The 18648-nt window shown below is 62.7% G+C and carries 18 protein-coding genes; 12 read left to right on the top strand and 6 right to left on the bottom strand.

Translation table 11 applies throughout. The annotated features are described in order from the left end of the window. Window positions 1-386 precede the first annotated feature (386 nt). The 5 genes from AC1DRO_RS14110 (at window position 387) to dprA (ending at window position 6040) form a co-directional block, all read left to right on the top strand. Window positions 387-1580, top strand: coding sequence for an IS110 family RNA-guided transposase (locus tag AC1DRO_RS14110; RefSeq protein ID WP_476951281.1), 1194 nt, complete (start codon window positions 387-389; stop codon window positions 1578-1580). 1275 nt (window positions 1581-2855) lie between these two features. Beyond that, complete coding sequence (locus AC1DRO_RS14105; RefSeq protein WP_476951280.1) at window positions 2856-3377, top strand: HNH endonuclease; 522 nt, start codon at window positions 2856-2858, stop codon at window positions 3375-3377. Beyond that, entirely contained in the window at window positions 3374-3661 is a 288-nt protein-coding gene (locus AC1DRO_RS14100; protein ID WP_476951279.1) for a hypothetical protein, read from the top strand. Before AC1DRO_RS14105 ends, AC1DRO_RS14100 begins: the two co-directional genes overlap by 4 nt. Window positions 3662-4374: 713 nt before the next feature. Next, a complete protein-coding gene (locus AC1DRO_RS14095; protein WP_476951278.1) occupies window positions 4375-4803 on the top strand; it encodes a hypothetical protein in 429 nt (142 codons plus the stop codon). A 328-nt stretch (window positions 4804-5131) separates the two neighbouring features. Next, on the top strand, window positions 5132-6040 hold the full coding sequence (gene dprA, locus AC1DRO_RS14090) for a DNA-processing protein DprA (RefSeq protein ID WP_476951277.1): 909 nt from the start codon (window positions 5132-5134) through the stop codon (window positions 6038-6040). 1517 nt (window positions 6041-7557) lie between these two features. On the opposite strand, the gene AC1DRO_RS14085 is transcribed toward dprA, so the two are convergent. Continuing rightward, complete coding sequence (locus AC1DRO_RS14085; protein ID WP_476951276.1) at window positions 7558-7854, bottom strand: hypothetical protein; 297 nt, start codon at window positions 7852-7854, stop codon at window positions 7558-7560. Here AC1DRO_RS14085 and AC1DRO_RS14080 point away from each other — a divergent pair. The 3 genes from AC1DRO_RS14080 to AC1DRO_RS14070 all read left to right on the top strand — a co-directional run bounded on the left by AC1DRO_RS14080 (window position 7853) and on the right by AC1DRO_RS14070 (window position 9989). Next, window positions 7853-8059, top strand: a complete 207-nt coding sequence (locus AC1DRO_RS14080; protein ID WP_476951275.1) for a ribbon-helix-helix protein, CopG family — start codon at window positions 7853-7855, stop codon at window positions 8057-8059. The two genes, AC1DRO_RS14085 and AC1DRO_RS14080, sit on opposite strands and share 2 nt — an antisense overlap. Continuing rightward, window positions 8056-8316, top strand: coding sequence for a hypothetical protein (locus AC1DRO_RS14075; protein WP_476951274.1), 261 nt, complete (start codon window positions 8056-8058; stop codon window positions 8314-8316). The genes AC1DRO_RS14080 and AC1DRO_RS14075 overlap by 4 nt, the downstream gene beginning before the upstream one ends. Window positions 8317-9299: 983 nt before the next feature. Next, the gene (locus AC1DRO_RS14070) at window positions 9300-9989 is read left to right on the top strand and encodes a nucleoside/nucleotide kinase family protein (RefSeq protein ID WP_476951273.1); all 690 of its coding nucleotides are present in this window, start codon (window positions 9300-9302) and stop codon (window positions 9987-9989) included. A gap of 363 nt (window positions 9990-10352) precedes the next feature. Here the strand turns inward: AC1DRO_RS14070 and AC1DRO_RS14065 are convergent, their stop codons facing one another. Next, the gene (locus tag AC1DRO_RS14065; RefSeq protein WP_476951272.1) at window positions 10353-11639 is read right to left on the bottom strand and encodes an amidohydrolase; all 1287 of its coding nucleotides are present in this window, start codon (window positions 11637-11639) and stop codon (window positions 10353-10355) included. A gap of 69 nt (window positions 11640-11708) precedes the next feature. Further along, window positions 11709-12059 (bottom strand): TRIC cation channel family protein, encoded by a 351-nt coding sequence (locus tag AC1DRO_RS14060; protein WP_476951271.1) that lies wholly within the window; start codon window positions 12057-12059, stop codon window positions 11709-11711. A gap of 255 nt (window positions 12060-12314) precedes the next feature. Here AC1DRO_RS14060 and AC1DRO_RS14055 point away from each other — a divergent pair, with 255 nt between their 5' ends. The 3 genes from AC1DRO_RS14055 (at window position 12315) to AC1DRO_RS14045 (ending at window position 14413) form a co-directional block, all read left to right on the top strand. Further along, on the top strand, window positions 12315-12590 hold the full coding sequence (locus tag AC1DRO_RS14055; protein ID WP_476951270.1) for a hypothetical protein: 276 nt from the start codon (window positions 12315-12317) through the stop codon (window positions 12588-12590). 276 nt (window positions 12591-12866) lie between these two features. Further along, window positions 12867-13205, top strand: coding sequence for a family 43 glycosylhydrolase (locus tag AC1DRO_RS14050; RefSeq protein ID WP_476951269.1), 339 nt, complete (start codon window positions 12867-12869; stop codon window positions 13203-13205). Next, window positions 13202-14413 (top strand): family 43 glycosylhydrolase, encoded by a 1212-nt coding sequence (locus tag AC1DRO_RS14045; RefSeq protein WP_476951268.1) that lies wholly within the window; start codon window positions 13202-13204, stop codon window positions 14411-14413. Before AC1DRO_RS14050 ends, AC1DRO_RS14045 begins: the two co-directional genes overlap by 4 nt. On the opposite strand, the gene AC1DRO_RS14040 is transcribed toward AC1DRO_RS14045, so the two are convergent. Beyond that, a complete protein-coding gene (locus AC1DRO_RS14040) occupies window positions 14379-15179 on the bottom strand; it encodes an HAD hydrolase-like protein (protein WP_476951267.1) in 801 nt (266 codons plus the stop codon). The genes AC1DRO_RS14045 and AC1DRO_RS14040 overlap by 35 nt on opposite strands. Window positions 15180-15254: 75 nt before the next feature. On the opposite strand from AC1DRO_RS14040, the gene AC1DRO_RS14035 reads away from it, so the two are divergent. Beyond that, window positions 15255-15722 carry an Lrp/AsnC family transcriptional regulator gene (locus tag AC1DRO_RS14035; protein ID WP_476951266.1) on the top strand — a complete coding sequence of 156 codons (468 nt, stop codon included), beginning with the start codon at window positions 15255-15257 and terminating at the stop codon, window positions 15720-15722. Between the two features lie 215 nt (window positions 15723-15937). On the opposite strand, the gene AC1DRO_RS14030 is transcribed toward AC1DRO_RS14035, so the two are convergent. Both AC1DRO_RS14030 and AC1DRO_RS14025 read right to left on the bottom strand, forming a co-directional pair. Beyond that, window positions 15938-17350, bottom strand: a complete 1413-nt coding sequence (locus AC1DRO_RS14030; protein ID WP_476951265.1) for an aldehyde dehydrogenase family protein — start codon at window positions 17348-17350, stop codon at window positions 15938-15940. Beyond that, on the bottom strand, window positions 17343-18395 hold the full coding sequence (locus tag AC1DRO_RS14025; RefSeq protein ID WP_476951264.1) for a homoserine dehydrogenase: 1053 nt from the start codon (window positions 18393-18395) through the stop codon (window positions 17343-17345). Before AC1DRO_RS14025 ends, AC1DRO_RS14030 begins: the two co-directional genes overlap by 8 nt. Between the last annotated feature and the right edge of the window lie 253 nt (window positions 18396-18648).

Here is an 18648-nt window from a genome sequence, read left to right as displayed (position 1 = left end):
CGAGAGCACAACAACCTCGCCCGGAAACCACGCGCTGCCTGGAGACTCCGGTTTCCGGCCCTCGCCCAGCTAGCGCCCAGGTCTACTGCACGGACCTCGCTTCGCTCGGGCTGTAGAAGCGCTTTTCTGTTTTTGCTGCGGTCCTTATGTTGTTGCCGGGTAGTTTTCCGCGGCCGTTGTAGGGTCGTGGCTACCCGGGGGAGGCGGGTATGGCTTTGTTGCTGTGGCCGGACGTCCCGTGTCGTGACGGCTCCGTAGGATTGGCCGCCCGCGCTCCCCGCGATGACTCGACCGCTCATTGAGAGACGCGACTTGAATCGCCAGATAAGGACACGACGGCGCGGTTATCTGCCGGGTTCCAACCATCCGACAGACTGGAGGCTGTTTTGGCGAAATTGTGGGCCGGCATCGACGCCGGCAAAGCCCACCACCACTGCGTCGTGATCGACGCCGACGGAAACCGTCTGCTCTCGCAGAAAATCCCCAACGACGAACCGGCCCTGCTCGAACTCATCGCCAACGTCCTGAAACTCGGGGACGGGGACGAGGTGGTCTGGGCGACGGACCTGAACCACGGCGGACCGGCGCTGCTGATCGCGATGCTCGTCGGCCACGGCCAGAACATCCCGTACATCCCGGGCCGGATCGTCCACCACGCCTCCAAGCTCTACCGCGGCGACGGCAAGACAGATGCCAAAGACGCTGCTGTGATCGCCGATCAGGCCAGGATGCGCCGGGACCTGCAGCCGCTGCGGGCAGGGGATGAGATCAGCACCGGGCTGCGGCTCCTGACCGCACGCCGGGCGGACAAATCCGCGGACCGGGTCAGGGCGATCAACCGGCTGCAGGCCCAGCTGCTCGAATACTTCCCCGCGCTGGAACGGGCCTTTGACTACAGCCGTTCCAAAGCCGCCCTGTTCCTGCTCACCCGACACCGGACCCCGGACGGGATCCGCCGTGCCGGCCAGGCGCGGATCCATGCCTGGCTGAAGAAGCACGGCGCCCGTTCCTCTGCCGCTGTCGCCGCAGCGGCAGTGGAAGCGGCGAAATCCCAGCACACCACCGTCCCCGCCCAGCACATGGGCGAGCAGATCGTCGCCGCCCTTGCCCGGGAAATCCTCTCCCTGAACGAGGAACTGGCCAGCCTCGATGCGCTGATCGGTGAGAAGGTCACCGAACACCGGCACGCACAGGTGCTGCTGAGCATGCCCGGATTCGCGCCCGTCCTGGCCGCCGAGTTCCTTGGCGCCACCGGCGGAGACCTCACAGTCTTCGAGTCCGCGGACCGCTTCGCCGGACTCGCCCCCGCCCCCAGGGACTCCGGCAGGATCACCGGCAACCACCACCGCCCCCGCCGCTACGACCGCAGGCTCCTGCGCGTCTTCTACCTCTCCGGGCTCTCGGCGCTGAAAAGCTGCCCGGCCTCCCGGGCCTACTACGACCGCAAACGCGCCGAAGGCAAAACCCACATCCAGGCCATGCTCTCCCTGGCCCGGCGCCGACTGAATGTCCTCTGGGCCATGCTCCGCGACGGAACCACCTACACCCCGGTCCCCGCGCTTGCACCGATAATCGCCTGACTAGGCAAAGGCGAGGACGCGGCGCAAGTACGAGTGATGTGCTGCGCCTTGGTCGCGGTTAGGCGGCGGACTGACTCCAGCGCCACCGCCTACCGAGTCGTCCTCAGTCCTCGACGATGGACATAGGCAAGCCGCCCCATGAACGGAAGGGGCGATGCTGTCCAGCTGCCATCCATCCGCGGATGCCTGGAACGTAGCGGTCTGCGGCACCGAGTAGCCCGACGGGACGTTGCTGGGCCCATTCGCCGCCGAGGCCTGGTGTTCTTCGGTCAATTCCTTGAAATGGACGCTTGCCGTCGGCCGGGTCACCTCCACAGTCTCCACGGTGATCGTCGTCGAAAAGTCCGTGTACCAGAAGCCCATTGACTTGAACCCGGCCTTTGACCGGGCCACCACCGGAAGGTCCCGCGCGCGCTTGGCTAGGTAGGCCGCCGTCCCCTGCCCTTCGGCCAGGCGTGGAGTCGGGGGATTGTCGAGGACGGTGTCGTTTCGGTCTCGACAGCAGTCTGGATGATGGCCGTGAGCTCGGCGGACGACGGGCTGGGCACAGCTGCTGCGGAGGATTCGACCGGGAGCGGCCCGGCAGCAGGCTGGCACCCGTAAAGGGCCAACCCAAGCAGGACCGCTATGGCGGCCGACGTGCGGCGGTAAGTCATGATGCTCCCCCTGGTCATCGATGGTCCCTCAGCCTGCCCTGCCGGCTCCACACGGTCAACGAGGCTCGCCATGTCCCGATCCAGGATCGCGCGGGATAAGCCCACCTGAGAATGTCAATCTGTTTTGAGCCCGCTTGGCGTTTAATAGCAGCCTGATTCGGGACCACCTTGTGTCGGGGGCGTTGTCCTACGGCCCGGTACCCGCGTGGGAGTGCCGCTCACTCCGAGCGCCCTCATCCGCCGTCTCGCCGCCGTCGGGGTCAACATAGCGCCAGCCCCGCGCGACGGCATTCACATCCCTCGCCCAGCAACTCCGTGGTGCTCTCCGACCTGACCGGCATCCATATAGGGACTACTGGCGACGCGTCGTGGCCGCCGGCAACGCCTACTACGCCGGGCTCCTGCGCGGCAGCCCCGAGGACGCTCAAGACTGCGGGGCCAAGGCAAGCCAACACAGTTGCCTGGATATTGCCGCTTCAACTGGGCTATTCATCGTCTGCGGCATCACGACATCGTAGGCTGGCTGGCTGGCTTCGGCTGTGCGGTGTCTTTGTGGTCCATGGCTGGCCGTCGAACGTCCCGCAGCCTCAGCAGGCGTACGTTGCCGTCATTCGTCCTCTTGCGTCGTCAGACTCGACGGCCGGACCTGCTCTGCGCCGAAGTCGACGTCATCACAGCCCCGATCACGCTCATCGCCGGGGCCGTCGCCGGGGGAACCTCCGACAACATCCGGCAGTGCATCTCCGGCAAGGGCGGATGCGCCGGAGCCGTCCTCGAAGGCGCCCTGCTTGTCGCTGGCGGAACTTTCGGCCTCGGCGCGATGAGCAGAATTGCCGCCAAGTCGGCAGACGAGGTGGTCGACAGTCTCAGTGTCGTGTCCAGCGTTGGGCGGCGGCCCACTGCGGCGGTCCGGCAGGCCGCGGACGAAGCTGCTACGGACGCGAACGGTGTCTTACGATGCCAAGCCTGCGACACTATGATGATCCCTCGCTCGGGTGCAACAAACTCGCGGGAGTTCGACCACATATTCCCGCTCTCCCGCGGTGGCGGCCGCGACATCGACAACATCTGGGACCTCTGTCGAACGTGCAACCGTCAGAAGGGCGCGCAAACCCTCGACGAATGGAATGGATACCCGTGACGATTCCGACATCGCAGCCCGAACTCCCATACGAGACGAAGTTGTATGTGTGCATCCACGTCTTCGATCGGATCCGGCCGGTGCTGTATGTGACTCGCCCGGACGGTGATTGGTGCGCACTTTGCGGTGGCGATCATCCAGACGACGCGAGCTCTTTCCGTGTCGTCGGGATCGGACACGTTATCGATTACGACCCGTCGGTGGCGGAGGTGCTTGATCTTCGCCCGAATCAAGAAGCCGAGCGTGAAGCGGTTGGGGAGCCATGGCTGCGGTCCGACTTCTAGGACGCCTGCTCTTCGTCGCGCTCAACGGTCGTGCTCTTCGAGTACGACCATTGCCAGCGTTGAGTTGATCGACGGAGATCTATCGTCTCGTCACCAACGCTTGCCTGACCGTCCTCCTCGAGACCCGGTATTCCCGGGCAAGAGTCCGGATCGAGAAGCCCTTGACCCTGGCATCCCGGCGGATCCTCGCGAATAGCTCCACGCTTGACTCCATCACTGCCTTCCACCGTCGGGAAAAACACTCTGATGGAATCAACGGTGGGGTGGGCTCAACTGAAACTGCGATTCATCAACCGGCGAGCAGCGAAGTGGGCCCAACTCAGACTGCAGAACCGGTCCCAACTCAAACTGCCATAATCACCCACCCTGCGGCGAATCTGCCCGGGTAAGGGTTCCGGAACTAGACCAAAAAGGGCCTCGCTGCGCTCGGACAGCACAAGCATTCTTCTATTCTTTTTTGCTGCTGTCCGTTGGATCATACGTGCCCGCTCCACCGACTCAACCGTCCTGCGGACGGCCGCGCACCGGATGCCTTGGGTCGGCGCTGCGCTTATTTCCTCCCACAACGCATCCGGTGCTTGCCCTTCGGGTTGCCCCGGTTCCGTCGGGCACAGCTACGCGATGCTCCGCCAGCAGGCAAAAAACATGGTGGGGGAGAGGGAAGCCGGTACTTTCGGAGCCCGCCCCGCCCGAGCGAAACGGAGCATCACCTCATGAGCACAGAAACCATGACCCGCACGGCCACGGCCGACACCGCGGAACCGGTGACCGCCCCGGTCCTTCCCGCCGACGACCGGGCCGGGGACGGGTACGACTGGATGGATACCCTCGACGGCACCGCCTGGTCCGTGCTGCCGAACTGGGGCAGCGAGGGCTGGGACGCCGGATCCTGGCCCTACATCATCTTCGCCGTCGCCCGTACCCGCGATCGGAACGGGGAACTGTTCGGCTACGGCACTTACGTCGAGGGCGACACCGCCATGCACTGGTTCCGGTCCCAGGACGCCTGCTTCGAAGCGATCACTGCCGAGGCCTTCTTCCACTGGGCCTCAGGCCAGTCCGACGGCCCGGACAACCTCCCAGCCGCCGCCGCCGAACTGCCGGCCAAGGACCGGAAGCCTTACCCCGGCTGGACGGACTAGAAACACCCCCGGGTGTCCCGGCCGCCACTGGCCCGGACACCCGCCAACATCCGTTGACAACATCATTGAGATTCCTCCGGATCGTACGTGCCCGCTCCACCGGCTCAACCGTCCTGCGGACGGCTGCGCAGCCGATGCCTTGTGTCGGCGCTTCGCATATTTCCTCCCACAAGCCATCCACTGCTGGCCCTGCGGGTTGCCCCGGCTCCGTCGGGCACAGCTAAGCGCTGCTCCGCCAGCAGGCAAAAACAACCGGGGGAGAGGGAAAGCTGGCCGGTCACCAAAGCCGCCCCACCCGCCGGATCCTCAGCAAAGGACGAGAGAAACCATGAACGATCGCATTGCACGCGCAGCCCTGACCCGACTCTTCGAACCCGGCGATCGTGTCGGTCGGACCCTCGCGGGCAGGCTCGGCGCGTACGCCGCGTTGAGGCTTGCCACCGGCGCCCAGCCCGTACACGCCATTCCGGAGGCCATAGTCGAAGAACTGTCAGAAGGGTTGAGACGGTGGGCTCCGCGGGTTCCGGAGGTCGACCCGGAGAAGGACCTGGCCACCATCGAACGCCTGGGCAGCGGGTTCCTCATCCGAGGAGATGAACGCTGGCCGGAAGGCTTGGACGATCTGCCCGACGCCCCGTACGAACTGTGGTACCAGGGCAACATCGACAACGGCATCCCAGCGCCTTCGAAGTGTGTCGCCCTGACCGGATCCCGGGACACGACCAGCTACGGCGCCTCCGTTACGGGAGATATGGCATACGGGTTGGCCCAACGCGGAATCTGCGTGATCTCAGGGCTGGCCTACGGCATCGATGCGCACGCGCACCGGGCCGCTTTAGCCGGAAGCCAGGGAGAAGGACTGGCAACCTTCGCGGTACTGGCCGGAGGCCTTGACCGTGACTACCCGTCAGGTAACACTGACCTTGCGGCCGCGATCCGCGGCAACGGCCTGACGCTCTCAGAGCTCCCGCCCGGTTCCGCCCCGACCCGGCACAGGTTCCTGCAGAGAAACCGCATCATCGCCGCCCTCGCAGGCGTTACCTGTGTCGTGGAAGCCCGCTGGCGCTCAGGGGCGCTGAACACCGCACACCACGCCGAAACCATTGCCCGGCCTGTCGCGGCCGTCCCCGGGAGCGTAAAAAGCGCCAACTCGGAAGGATGCCACCGGCTCCTGAAAGAAGGCGCGGCGGTGCTGGTGTCCGATGCGGCCGAACTGGCCGAACTTCTCGCAGACTAGTCCCTAGGCGCTGGTCACAACGCCTTCAAGAGTCTGCTCCGGAAAAGCTGCGCACTTTTCGGCCGAGCTAGACGAAGGACCCTTGCCAACGCATCCGAAATGGCAATTCGCTCTATTGGCCACAGCTTCGGCTGGTATTCGACACGGTGGGACAGGAATGCAGTAGCGGAGCAGGCATTTATTCAGAATAATTATTGTATAAATCGATTTTGAAATGATGTCAGAAGAATTATCCGAATTCCAGTCACATTGTTTTGCTGTTGCGACTCAGTATTTTTGAAATTACTAAGTAATAACGATTTCCGAGTGCGTTTGGTTAGCTTCCTGAGTCTGAGCTTGAATATCTACGTACAATCCGAAAAAATTGGGGCAAGTTATTTTGTTGAAACATATTAAAATCGGTCTTATGGCCGTTTCGCTGTCAACCCTGATGGTTGCTGGTACAGTCGCTCCTTCATACGCCGATGCGCCTGCTGAAACCTCTGCGAACCGGGTAAGTGCTCCCACGGGTGCGGCGGCAGAGCGGCAGAGCGGCAGGTCTTGGCTGAGCTACGGCAGAAGATTGCTTCTGCGGCGCACGCCGGCGACAGCGCTGCCAAGAGCTCGTTGGATGCTCTTGACCTTCTCAGGAAAGACAAGAAATCAGAACTAGCCAGAATCATCCTGGGTGAAGGAGTCATTGAAGCCTCTCAGCGTCCTGGCAGCGGCGTCGAGGTCCTGCGAAGCGGCGACTGCCTGTCACCCGCTAAGGGAGTGAGTGCGATGGCTGCAGTTCAGGCCACGTACAACGTGACTGCCAACTGCGACGCAGACTTCACTTTCGCCGGAGTCAGTGTGACCAAGGTCCGCCTGACCGGCTCGTATGTCACGGGAAGCGGTGTGGTGCTGGGCACCAACAATGCGAGTGCATACGTCATGTACTCCTACGAACCCGGGACAAGCGCCTCCTTCAGCAACTTCAGCCACTACGTTTCTGGCGGGAGGGGCTATTTTCAGACTACAGTCATAGTGACTCGGACTATCTTTGGCTGGAACCACTCCACTAGGTCCGGGAATCTCCGGCTCGTAACAAGCGGCCCCGGAGTAGTCTCCTGCGGATGCGTGTGATTTACCGTTATGAACCCTCTAGTCCCAACGTTTTCGGAAGCGGTGCTTTCTTTCGGGCCGCTCGTCCTACTCCTCCTCGCTGCCTTGGGAATAGTTTATTACTATGCCTCCAAGGCATACCGAAATGTGAGGTCTAAGGCTCTCCTTTCGGGTGCTCATGGAAAGAGTGCATTGAAAGACGACCAAAATCTGAAATAGTCCGCTTTCGGTTCAATAATTCCAAATCCGGCAAGGACCCACCGTCCAATGGGTGGGATCCTTGCCGGATTTCTGCATGGGCTCAGGCGATCACTGAGTTCGCCGCGATTCCGCTCAACCTTCCCTAGCCCGAGAATCCTCGACACTCTTCGCTGACGGCAGTCGCTTAGTTGGGGCTCTCATCTTTTGCGGCGGGGCAGACAGGGATAGCGCTATGTTCCGGTGGCTGGGGCGCGTTTGCGGAAGGTTCCGGCGATGGAGAGTTTGCTCGAGTATTGGATGGACCCGTAGCGGAAGAGGTGCACGGCGAGCCGGAGGATGAGGAATCCGATGATGAAGAGTTCGGCGATGACGATGGTTGCCTCGAGCGGGCTGAGGGTGCCGAAGCCGTTGCGGAGCATGGCGGTGACGGGGGCGGAGAGCGGGAAGTAGGTGAAGATCTGCACGATAAGGGCGCGCGGGTCCGAGACGTGATGGCGTGATCGTCCCCAGTATTTCCCAGAACGCATGGCTATGAATCTGCGTGTTCCTGAAGAGCTGGACCGGCGCCTGGACCAGCTGGCTGCCGAGGAACACACCTCCAAGTCTGCGTTGCTGCTTCAGGGTGCATTGCTTGTGCTCCAGCGTCACCGGCGCAGCCGTCACATCGGCGAGGGTCTGGAGTTCGTCATGAGCCATGACGCGGAGCTCCTGAACCGCCTTGAGGATGCATGACCGCGTACTTCGAAATCGAGGATGCACTGCAGATTTTAGACCGGTACGGGATCCATATCCGCGACATCGGACTCCTGGCCGCGGCATTGGCCCGGCCGGCAGCAACGGTCTTGGGCGGAAGCCCATCCGCAGTTGCCGATGAAGGCAGCTGCCTTACTGGAGTCGGTGGCGCGGTTCCATCCTCGGATCGACGGCAACAAACAAAGGGCGTGAACGCTGATGGTTCTGATGCTCTGGATCAACGGCTACCGGCATGACTTCAGCACGGATGCGGCATTTGATCTCGTCGTGGGGTGGCCGCCGGCGATGTCTCGCTTGAAGTCAGCGCCGGGCTTATTGCCACGCATCTCGTCCGGCGCTAGCTGGACGCCGGGTCCGTGGGCTTTGCCGGTTGGCTGCTTTCCTGACCCGTCATGTGAATCTGTGCCGGCTGGGTCATGAGGTGGCTGAAGGGAGGTGGCAGCGATCATGAAGATCCGGGAAGCTGGGCAATCGTCTGGCTCTTTTGCGGCGTCCCGTCGACCTCGGATTTTGAAACCCCAGAACTGCCTCAAGCTGAGCAGAATCTGCCAGGACAAAGAAGGACCGCATGCCTTTGTTGCGGGGTGCGGTCGTTGGACTGAGAGCTTCGAAGCGGCCAATTTGCGGTGTGTACAAAGTACACGCTTTGGACTTCGGATCGGGCCGTATGTGGGTCGGATCGGGCGGGATTCCGCATGTTTCCGGGAGTTCCCAGTGTTTGCAGGGGCAGGAATGCAGTTCGAGTCCCACCTCGGGCACGTGTTTTCCCTGTTCAGGGGCTTGTGGGCCGCTGAACGTGTACAAATCTTTTCTGGGCCCCTGCGGGGGCCCATTTTTGTTGGTGGCCGTTGCGGTCTGGCGGCTCCTTCCCTGGACTTGGACAGCGGTGCTGCATGCTCCTTCATGGGCGGGAGCGCTTGGAACTGCATGACCTGCTGCGACTTGGGATCACTCGGGCCTCCCGTCTTGCTGTTGGTGTCGGACCTGGTCGGCCTTGTACCTATTCGTGTCCCGGAGTTGTGGTGACGGCATGACCTGAGGGAAGTTTCTGGGAGATTTTCTGGTCCTCGATTCGTTCCATATTCTTGGGCCGGGGAGAGGTGGACGGGTGTTTGTCCGGCAAAGGTTGTGTGGACATTGTCCACGCCGATGTAACGTGATGCCGTAGAACACCGGTGACCTCCTGCCTGGTCCAGGCGAGAGCCGGAAAGGAGAAGCGATGAACACCCCTCCATACCTGCGCTGGGACGAATCAGGCCAGCAGCAGCTCCTCGCCCGGGCCGAAGCGCTGCTCCAGCGGCAAAGACGGTGCCTGCTCGGAATCGCCGGGGCGCCCGGTGCCGGAAAATCCACCATCTCCGAATGGCTGCTGGAGCACCTGCACACCGACCATCCCCGGCAGGTCGCCCTGGTCCCCATGGACGGATATCACCTGGCGCAGTCGCTGCTCGAGTCCCGCGGGCTGGAGCACCGCAAAGGCGCTCCGGACACCTTCGACGGTGCCGGGTACGTCGCGTTGCTCCGCCGGCTGCGCACAGAGACCTCGCGGGAGACCTTCGCACCGGTGTTCCGCCGTGAAGTCAACGACGCGATCGCCGGGGCCATCGCCGTCCCGCCAGAAACACGCCTGATCATCACCGAGGGCAACTACCTGCTTCTTGACGAGGCCCCATGGAACGAGGTCGCAGCCCTCCTGGATGAAACCTGGTTCGTGGAACTCGAACAGGGCGAACGCCAGCGCCGGCTCACCGCCCGGCACCTGAAGTTCGACAACGACGCCGCCATCGCCGAATGGCGCGCAACCGGCAATGACGAACGCAATGCCCGCCTGGTAGCACCAGGAAGTCTCCGGAGCACACTCGTCATCAAGCACACACCCGCAACCGTCTCGGCGCCCGGCCGCGAGTAAGCGGCCAGAAACCCAGCCGCGGCTTCAGCGGGACTGCGGCGTTACTCACTGCCTGGAACACAGAATGCCCCCGAGTTTCTTTGATGAGTGCCCACCCTAACGTGCCTTCGTAGCCCCTTCTGAGCGGCGGCTTGTCATAGTCTCGGGTATCGGCGGCGTAGGCAGACTCTCAGGCTGCGGTAGTGACAGACTTCCGGTGTTGTGAACGCATTCCTCCCGTCTTGCGAAATGCAGGCAAGCCGCAGTTCTGTGCACGGGTTGGTGCTGGTGTTTTGGGTCTTGCTGTCAGGGCCGACGGGGGATTGGACGGTTTATTGAATACGCAACATCTGCCACGGACGCGGCTGTCCCGTCCTCGTCTGATTAGGAGGCCGCCGCGTTGGCCGGTGGTGAATTATCCGGGCCCAGCCAGGCCATGGCTGCGGTGACGAGGGCTTCGGTGCCGGTCTGCAGGGTCGGCTGGAGGACGGGTAGGAACATCGGCGAGTGGTTGGCCGGAACGTCCTCCAGCACCCGGCCGTCCCGTACGGCAGCCCTGTAGGTCTGCGGGTCCGTTCCGCCGATGCCCCAGTAGGTGTAGGGGATGTTGCCGGTCCGCGGAATATCGCCAAAGTCCTCGCTGGCGGTCTGGAGCTCGAGGCTGCCGGCCCGGTCACCGAAGTAGGTGCTGAAGGCCCCGGCCACGCGCGTGGTTGTTGCCTCGTCGTTGACGGTGAGCGGAAAACTGTCGAAGGTTTCGAAGTCCGGTTCTTTGGGGGAGCCGCTGGCGGCGCACTCGGCTTGGACGGCACGTCGGACAGAGTCGAGAATCCGCTGCCGGGTGGCGTCGGTGTAGGTGCGCAGGTTCAGTTCCATGACCGCGTGGTCGGGGATGATGTTGCTCTTGGTCCCGGCGTGAAGGCTCCCGACGGTGAGGACGGCAGGTTCGGTGGGCGGGGTTTCGCGGGAAATGATTGCCTGCAGGCGAAGGACGATCATGGCGGCTAGCACGACAGGATCAATAGTGTTCTGCGGCATTGAGCCGTGGCCGCCGCGGCCGTGGACTGTGATGCGGAGGCTGTCGGCGCTGGATAAGACCGGGCCGGACCGGGTGGCGACGTGGCCCGAGACTCCGGGCAGCACGTGCTGGGCGAGTGCGACGTCGGGCGGGGGGATGCGATCAAGGAGAGCGTCGGCGAGCATGCCGCGGGCGCCGTCGCCGGTTTCCTCGGCTGGCTGGAACAGGGCAACGAGCGTGCCTCGCCACTTGTCCTGGTGCTCGGCGAGCAGTCTGGAGGCGCCCAGCAGGCATGCGACGTGAACGTCGTGTCCGCAGGCGTGCATGACGGGCACACGGTCCCCGCCCTGGTCCTGGGCTGTGATGGTGCTTGCGTAGTCCGCGCCGGTCCGTTCCTGCAGGGGCAGCGCGTCCATGTCGGCCCGGAGTAAAACCGTTGGCCCGTTGCCGTTTTGCAGCACCGCAGTGACTCCTGTTCCCCCGATCCCGGTCTCCGTTTGGAAGCCGTAGGAATCCATGCTGCGCGCCACGTTGGCGGCGGTGCGGTGTTCTTGGTGTGAGAGCTCAGGGTTTTGGTGGAGGTCCTTGTAGAAGTCCTCCTGTTCCGGGCGGATTGACTCGTAGTGTTGCAATATCTGTTCGGTCGCGGCCACAAGGTCTCCTTTCCTCCGGCTCGAGCGTCCTGCCCTGCCCCCCAACCTACGCCGGGCCGGTCCGACCTGCTAGGTCTTGCCCGGTCGCGCGCCGTGCCGGGACCGGGCAGCGTGGGGAACCCGCCACCGCAACTGCAGGGAGAGCACCCGCAGGGTGAAGACCACGGCCGCGACGCAGAGTTCTGTCACGGCGTTGAACAGGCTCAGCTGCCACAGGGCAGTGATCAGGGCCGCTCCCAGTAGGGCCGGGACGGCGTAGATGTCCCGGGGGTTGAAGAGCTGCGGGCCCCGGTTGGCGACGACGTCACGCAGCAACCCCCCGCCGACCCCTGTGGTGACGCCCAGCAGGGCGGCCGAAACGGGGTTGATGCCCGCGTCCAGGGCCGTGACTGCCTGAGCGGCGGCTCCGTCTTTGGCCATCAGTCTCCTCGCTCCCGAAGTTGACCTAAAGCGGTTGGGATTTCGTATGCCCGAGGACAGACCAAATAGGTGGAAGCTTTACATAAGATCCGCTATCAACTCTCGCCCTGCAGAGTGGCCCATGGCCGATAGCGGAGGTGCCATCCCGGCGCCGTGATGCTGGACTCCTTGGCTGCTTCGGGGGAATAGCGGGGGCTGCGGCGGTCTTGTTCTAACCGGGGCGTCGACAACCGGCTGCCTCGTGAAAGGACCTCATTGCCCACTCCCTTTATCCCGTTCACCGTGCGCGCTACTGTCCGCGACGACCACAAGCGCTCTTTCCGCACGGACATAGAACGTCTTACCGGCGGTCATCGCGGGTGGGCGCCGCTGGATGTCGTCAAATCCACCGACACCCAGGCGCTGCTGCGAGGAGCGATCGCTCAAAGCGTTCACACCGCTACGGACGCGAGCCTCGCCCGCTACCTCCAGGATCGCTTTGTCGCTGATAACGATATTTATTTGGATCTCACCGTCTGCATCGGACGCTAGCAGACGCCCACGCAAGCCCCGGACCACGCTGGTCCGGGGCGTTTCCATGTGATCGAAAGGCAGCCGGGCACATACCGTCGCGCCCCTTGAAGGCATCGTGGCCAATTAGTGCAACGCTCTGGACCATGCAGCGGCAGCGCTGAATGACGTGGCGTCCCCGGCTGTGATGCGGGTGTGAGGCAGGGAAGGTGTTCCAACCAGTGAAAGTCCAGGTGGGACTGCAAGCCGGGACATCCTAGGGTTGAAATTCCTCTACTCCCGCAGACCGGGTAGTCAATGCCAGCAACGGACGGAGCCCCATTGGTTGACATTGCAGTCGAGCAGGTTCGGCAAGTAACATCTCCTGCAGCCATCACACCGGTTATTCCGGGTTTCCACCCTGACCCCACAATCTGTCGGGTCGGCTTCGACTATTTCCTGGCAACGTCGAGCTTTGAGTACTTCCCCGGAGCGCCGATCTTCCACAGCCGGGACCTCGTAACTTGGGATCAGATCGGGAACATCCTCACCCGGCGGAGCCAGTTCGCTGTTGGGGACGGCGTCCTTCAGGCGGGATCTTCGGCTCAACGCTCAGGCATCACAACGGTGAATTCTGGTTCGTCACCACGAACATGAGCGACTTCGGTGGCGGTCATTTGCTGTTGCGGTCCAAGGAGGCTGCCGGCCCGTGGAGCGACCCAGTACAGATACCGGGAACGCTGGGCATCGACCCGGATATCGCGTGGGACAGCGACGGAAGTTGTTACCTCACCTGGGTGGGGTTCGGCCCCGGCGAGAATGAGTCCGGTATCGTCCAGGCGCGGCTGGATCCCGACGCTGGCCGCCTCTTGGAATCTCCCAGGAAGGTGTGGCAGGGAACAGGGTTGGCCTACCCGGAGGGGCCGCACCTGTATGAGGCGGGCGGCTGCTGGTATCTGGTTTTGGCCGAAGGCGGCACGGAACGCGGTCATGCCGTCTCTGTCAGCCGTGGCAGCAGTCCCGCAGGTCTTTTCGAACCGCATCCGAACAACCCCATCCTCAGTCATCGCAGCATGGCGGCGCCCGTCCAGAGTGTCGGCCACGCGGACCTGGTCGAAACGGTCGATGGTGATTGGGCCGCGGTTTACCTCGGTGTTCGTCCCCGAGGCGTTGTTCCCGGCTTTCACGTCCTGGGTCGAGAAACTTATGTTGCGGGTATCTCCTGGGACCAGGGTTGGCCGCGGTTCGATGAGGACCGTTATCAGGTTCCCGTCGTCGGGTCTTCGTTTATTGACGATTTCTCTTCAGACAGCCTTCACCCGCGGTGGATTTCACCCGGCCAGGACCCGGCTTCGTTTACGGCCGAAACCCCCGAAGGTCTCCTTATCAGGCAGAGCCAGACTGGCAGCGTTCCCATCTTGGCAACCAGGGTCCTCGGACACGTTTGGGATGCACGCGCGTCAGTTCTACTCTCGGGTGACGAGGCGGTCAGGTTCCTCCTGAGGATGGACGACTTCCATTGGTATGGCATCGAAGCCTCCGGACGCCAAATCCGGGTCGTGGCCCAGATCGGCCCCCTTCAACAGGTGGTAGCGACAGCGGAAATCGACCCAGCCCCTGGACCATTTCAGCTGGAAATCGCATGCAACGACTCACCCTTGGCGGGCCAACCGGGCATAAATACTGGGCCGGACGAAGTCACATTGGGCTTTCGAGAGCACGGCGAGCTGACGACGCTCGCGCGGATGGACGGCCGGTATCTGTCCACAGAGGTCGCCGGCGGGTTCACCGGCCGCGTTGTCGGACTGGCGGCAACCAGCGGCAGCATTGTCATCGAACGGTTCGAATACAACCATCACGATTAGCGCCGCTCGAGTTCGTCCATCCCTGAGAGTCTCCGGCCCCATTTAAGGCACGATTGCGCTCTCCCAGCCAGTGCGACCGCCGGCGGTTCTCCAGGATCAGTGGCAGAAGGGCCGCAGGGGAGGCAGCAACGGCGGCGGCCTGCGAGGCTTCCTCGGCCTCCCCGTATCCCCAGAGTGCGAATATTGTGGGGATTCCGTGTATAGCTGCTCCCGCGACGTCGTAGCTTCGGTCTCCGACCATTGCGGGACTGGAGATGTCTACGCCTGTGGAATGGAGCCGAAGCAGTAATTCGGCGATGACGTCTGCCTTGCTCGCTCTTCCCTCGCTATCTGACGCTCCGCATACGGTGATGAAGTGGCAATCAATTCCGAACATTCGTGCCAGTCGTATTGCTTGATCTTCAACCTTGGATGTGGCTACGGCCATCGGAATGCCGGCCGAATGTAGGCGTTCGAGTAGATCGATGATCCCGTCGTAGGGGCTGGACTGTTCGGCGCCATGATCGGCGTACGCTTTGCGATAATGTTGGAGGGCCTTTTGGGCCGTCTTTTCGTCCAGTTGTGAGACTGATCTGAAGGACTCGATCATGGGCGGACCAACGAATCGGCGCAGTATGTCCATGCTGGGGACCGGCGCGCCCACAGCTGCCAATGCCTGTGCAGCACTTGTTGTAACGCCCGGTGCCGAATCCAGGAGCGTGCCGTCCATGTCGAACAAGATGCAGCTAATGCCAGTGAGAGACGGCCGGGCTTGATGAAGTGTCATTTTTTCGAGGCTTTCGGTCTTGAAGTTGTTTCCGTACCGGTTGGGTCCGGGGGATTATTGCTGTGAAGGGCAGGCATGGATCGAGTGAGTCTTGATCAGATTGATCAGAGGATTCTTGCGGAGCTTACGAAGAACGCTCGCATGAGCCATGCAGAGCTGGCGACCAAAGTCCTCCTTTCGAGGAACGCTGTGCGCCAGCGGATCGAGCGGATGGAACGGCAAGGGTATATCCAGGGGTACACGATTGTTGCCGGCCCTCCGGGCCAGGGCCCGGTGTCCGCCTTCCTGATGGTTTACAGGAAGGACCGGGTGCGGGGGGCGGACGTCATCTCCGTGTTGCGGTCGATTCCCGAGGTGGTTCTGTGCGATGTCGTGAGCGGTGACTTTGATCTTCTGGTGAGGGTCGAGGCCCGGTCGCTGGAGAGGGTTCAGGAGATCTGGGAGCAGATCGCTGCTATTCCCGGCGTCGCGGACACGGTGACGGCCATGACGCTTTCCAGTTTCATCAGGCGGGGCGCCGGAGGTGCCCGCGCCACGGAGTGAAAGTGATCAGACTCCGGTCATGTTTGGATTTCTGACAGGCAGCACGGCGGAGTCCAGCAGTGACCGAGCTGCGTCCCGAGCCAAGAGGTTCTTTCTGGTGACGATGTCCAGAATGGTTGATCCGTCCTGGAGGGCTTCCGTGGTGCGCAGTTTTGTGCCGGCTGCTCCGAGGAACTGGAGGGGCGCAGTCCGTCGGCCGCGCCCCTCCAGTTCGATCAGTTCTTGATGCAGATGACTTTGGGCTGGGTCATCTCCTCATACGCGAAATGGACGCCCTCCCTGCCCATGCTCCCGTACTTAGCCCCGCCGAATGGCATGCCGTCGAACCGGTAATCAGAGGAATCATTGATCATGACGCCGCCTGCTTCGAGCTGGCGGGCCGCATCCATGGCCCTGGCCAGGGAGTCGGTGAATATGCCCGCATGAAGACTGAACTCGATGGCATTGGCGACGTCGATGGCCTCTTCGAAGGTGTTGAATTTACGAAGCATGACCACAGGGCCGAAGACCTCATCCCTCCACAGGCTGCTGTCCGCCGGGACGGCTTCCAGGACGGTCGGCTGAAGCACATTGCCGTCCGTGACGTTGCCTGAGAGCAGGACGGCGCCGGCGCCGAGGGCCACGTCCAGTTTGGACTGGAGCTCCTGCAATGCTGTGGGGCTGATCATGGGTCCGACATCCGTCTGTTCATCCGATGGATCTCCGGCAACCAACCGCGCCGTTGCCTCCAGGAAGCGCTGGCGGAACGCGCCGTACACGGGGGCGGCCACGAGGATCCGCTGCACCCCCACGCAGTTCTGGCCGGCGGCCCAAAACGCTCCGGAGACGCAGGATTCCACGGCTTTCTCGATGTGGGCATCGTCCAGGACGATCACGGGTGCGTTTCCGCCGAGATCCATGGAAAGCTTCTTCAGGCCTGCCGTGCGGGCGATACTCTCCCCAGTGGAGAACCCCCCGGTGAAGGACACCATTCGTACGTCCCGGGACCGAATGATTTTTTCGGCCACTTCCCGGTCGCCGTGAACAATCGTGAGGGCTTCCGGCGGGAGGCCGGAGCTCACGAGGGCGTCCGTGAGCAGCTGGGCTGACAGGGGAGTCAGCGCAGAGGGTTTGAGGATCACGGCGTTTCCTCCGGCGATTGCCGGGCCGATCTTGTGTGCCACCAGGTTGAGGGGGTCGTTGAAAGGAGTGATCGCGGCAATGATGCCTAGTGGTTCGCGGGAGTACCATCCTGTGCGGTCCTCTGAGCCCTCGTAGGAGTCAAAGGGTATGACTTCACCGGCGTTCCGGCGTGCTTCGGCAGCCGAGAGGCGGAGCGTGTTGACCGCGCGCAGTACTTCCTTCCGCGCCTGGCGGATCGTTTTACCGGCCTCGGACACAATTGTTTGCGCGAACTCCTCGTTGCGCTGCTCGATCTCCGTTGCGGCGCCGTCCAGTATCTTCCCGCGTGCGTTGCGGGACAGAGCCCGTGCCTTCCGGGCGCCGACGCGGGCCGTTTCGATCACGGCATTGCCGGCGGTGGCTTCGGTCAGCGAAACCGCGCCGACCACTCTGCCGTCGTAGGGGCTCATCACGTCGCGGAACTGCGGCAGCGCCGTTTCCGTCGAGCACAGCGTTGATTCAGACATTTGCGGCTACTTCCATGCTGGCTGCGTGCATTGCGATGATGTCAGAGAGCAGGGCGTAGGCGGTCTCCACACGGCCGGCTCCCGGTCCGGAGACGGTTACGGGGCCCAGAAGGTCGGTGTCGAAGGACACGGCATTGGTTGCGCCGGAAACTCCGGCCAGCCCATGGCCGAGGGGGAGCGCTACGGGGGAGACGCCTGCGGTCACTGACCCGTCCGGGTTCCGCCGCGCTGAACCCACGAGCTTCCAGCGGCGTCCCTCGCGGGTTGCCTTCTGGATATTCTCCGGCGTCACTGTCGAAATCCCCTCCCGCTGAACGTCCTTTAGTTCGATGCCTGCGTCGAGCAGCTCGTTGGCGAGGATCAGTACCTTGAGCTGAACGTCGTATCCCTCGATGTCTGCTGCGGGATTGGCTTCGGCGTAGCCGAGTTCCTTTGCCTCGCTGATGGCCTCTTCGAAGCCCAGTCCGGATTCCATCCGCCCGAGCACATAGTTGCTGGTGCCGTTGAGGATGCCTTCGAACCCGTTCAGCTTCAGCCCCGCGAACATTTTCTTGGCCAGGCGGATGACAGGAGTGCCGCTCATGACGGCACCCTCGAATTCGAAGTGCACGCCGTTCTGTTCGGCCAAGGCGGTCAGTTCGGCGCCGCGGAGGGCAACCGGGCCCTTGTTCGTCGTGCAAACGCTCTTGCCGGATTCGAGGCCCCAGCGTACGTGCGAAACTGCTGGCTCGCCGTCGTCGGGATTCGTGAACGTGGCCTCGCAGATGATGTCGGCGGTGCAGTCACGAATAACTAATTCGTTATTGGTGTCCGCGGACCCGCCATGGGCGGCGAAGGTTTCGCTTCCACCGTCCAAATTGAGTGCGATGCCGAGGTCGATCCCCTCGGGCTGGACCAGCGAGCCGAGACGCAGGTCGGTAATGGCCACGACACGCAGGCCGAAGCCCAGCTCGGAACGAAGTGTGTCACCGCGTGTTGCGACCAGTTCGGCCAGCGTCCTGTTGACGCCCCCGAAGCCGATCAGCGCAATGTCATAGGTGGTCATGGTGCTCCTTAAGTCAGATACATCGGTCCTCCAATGCTCACCGCATTCCATGTCCGTCAGTGCATGTCATTGTGACCGAACAACCGGGCGAACTGACCATCTGTGTGCCGATTCGGCAGCAGAGTCACGAGGTAACTTAGGTGCAACATAAGCATGTTGAAATGTTTTTAATGACCCAAAAGCCGTTTTCGTGTTACTTTCATCACTACCGCCACTGCACAGCCCGAGGCGCCCTGCCCCCAAGCCGGGGCGA

The sequence above is a fragment of the Arthrobacter sp. P4_F11 genome (assembly GCF_056401395.1).
This window is presented reverse-complemented; position numbering and strand designations above follow the sequence as displayed.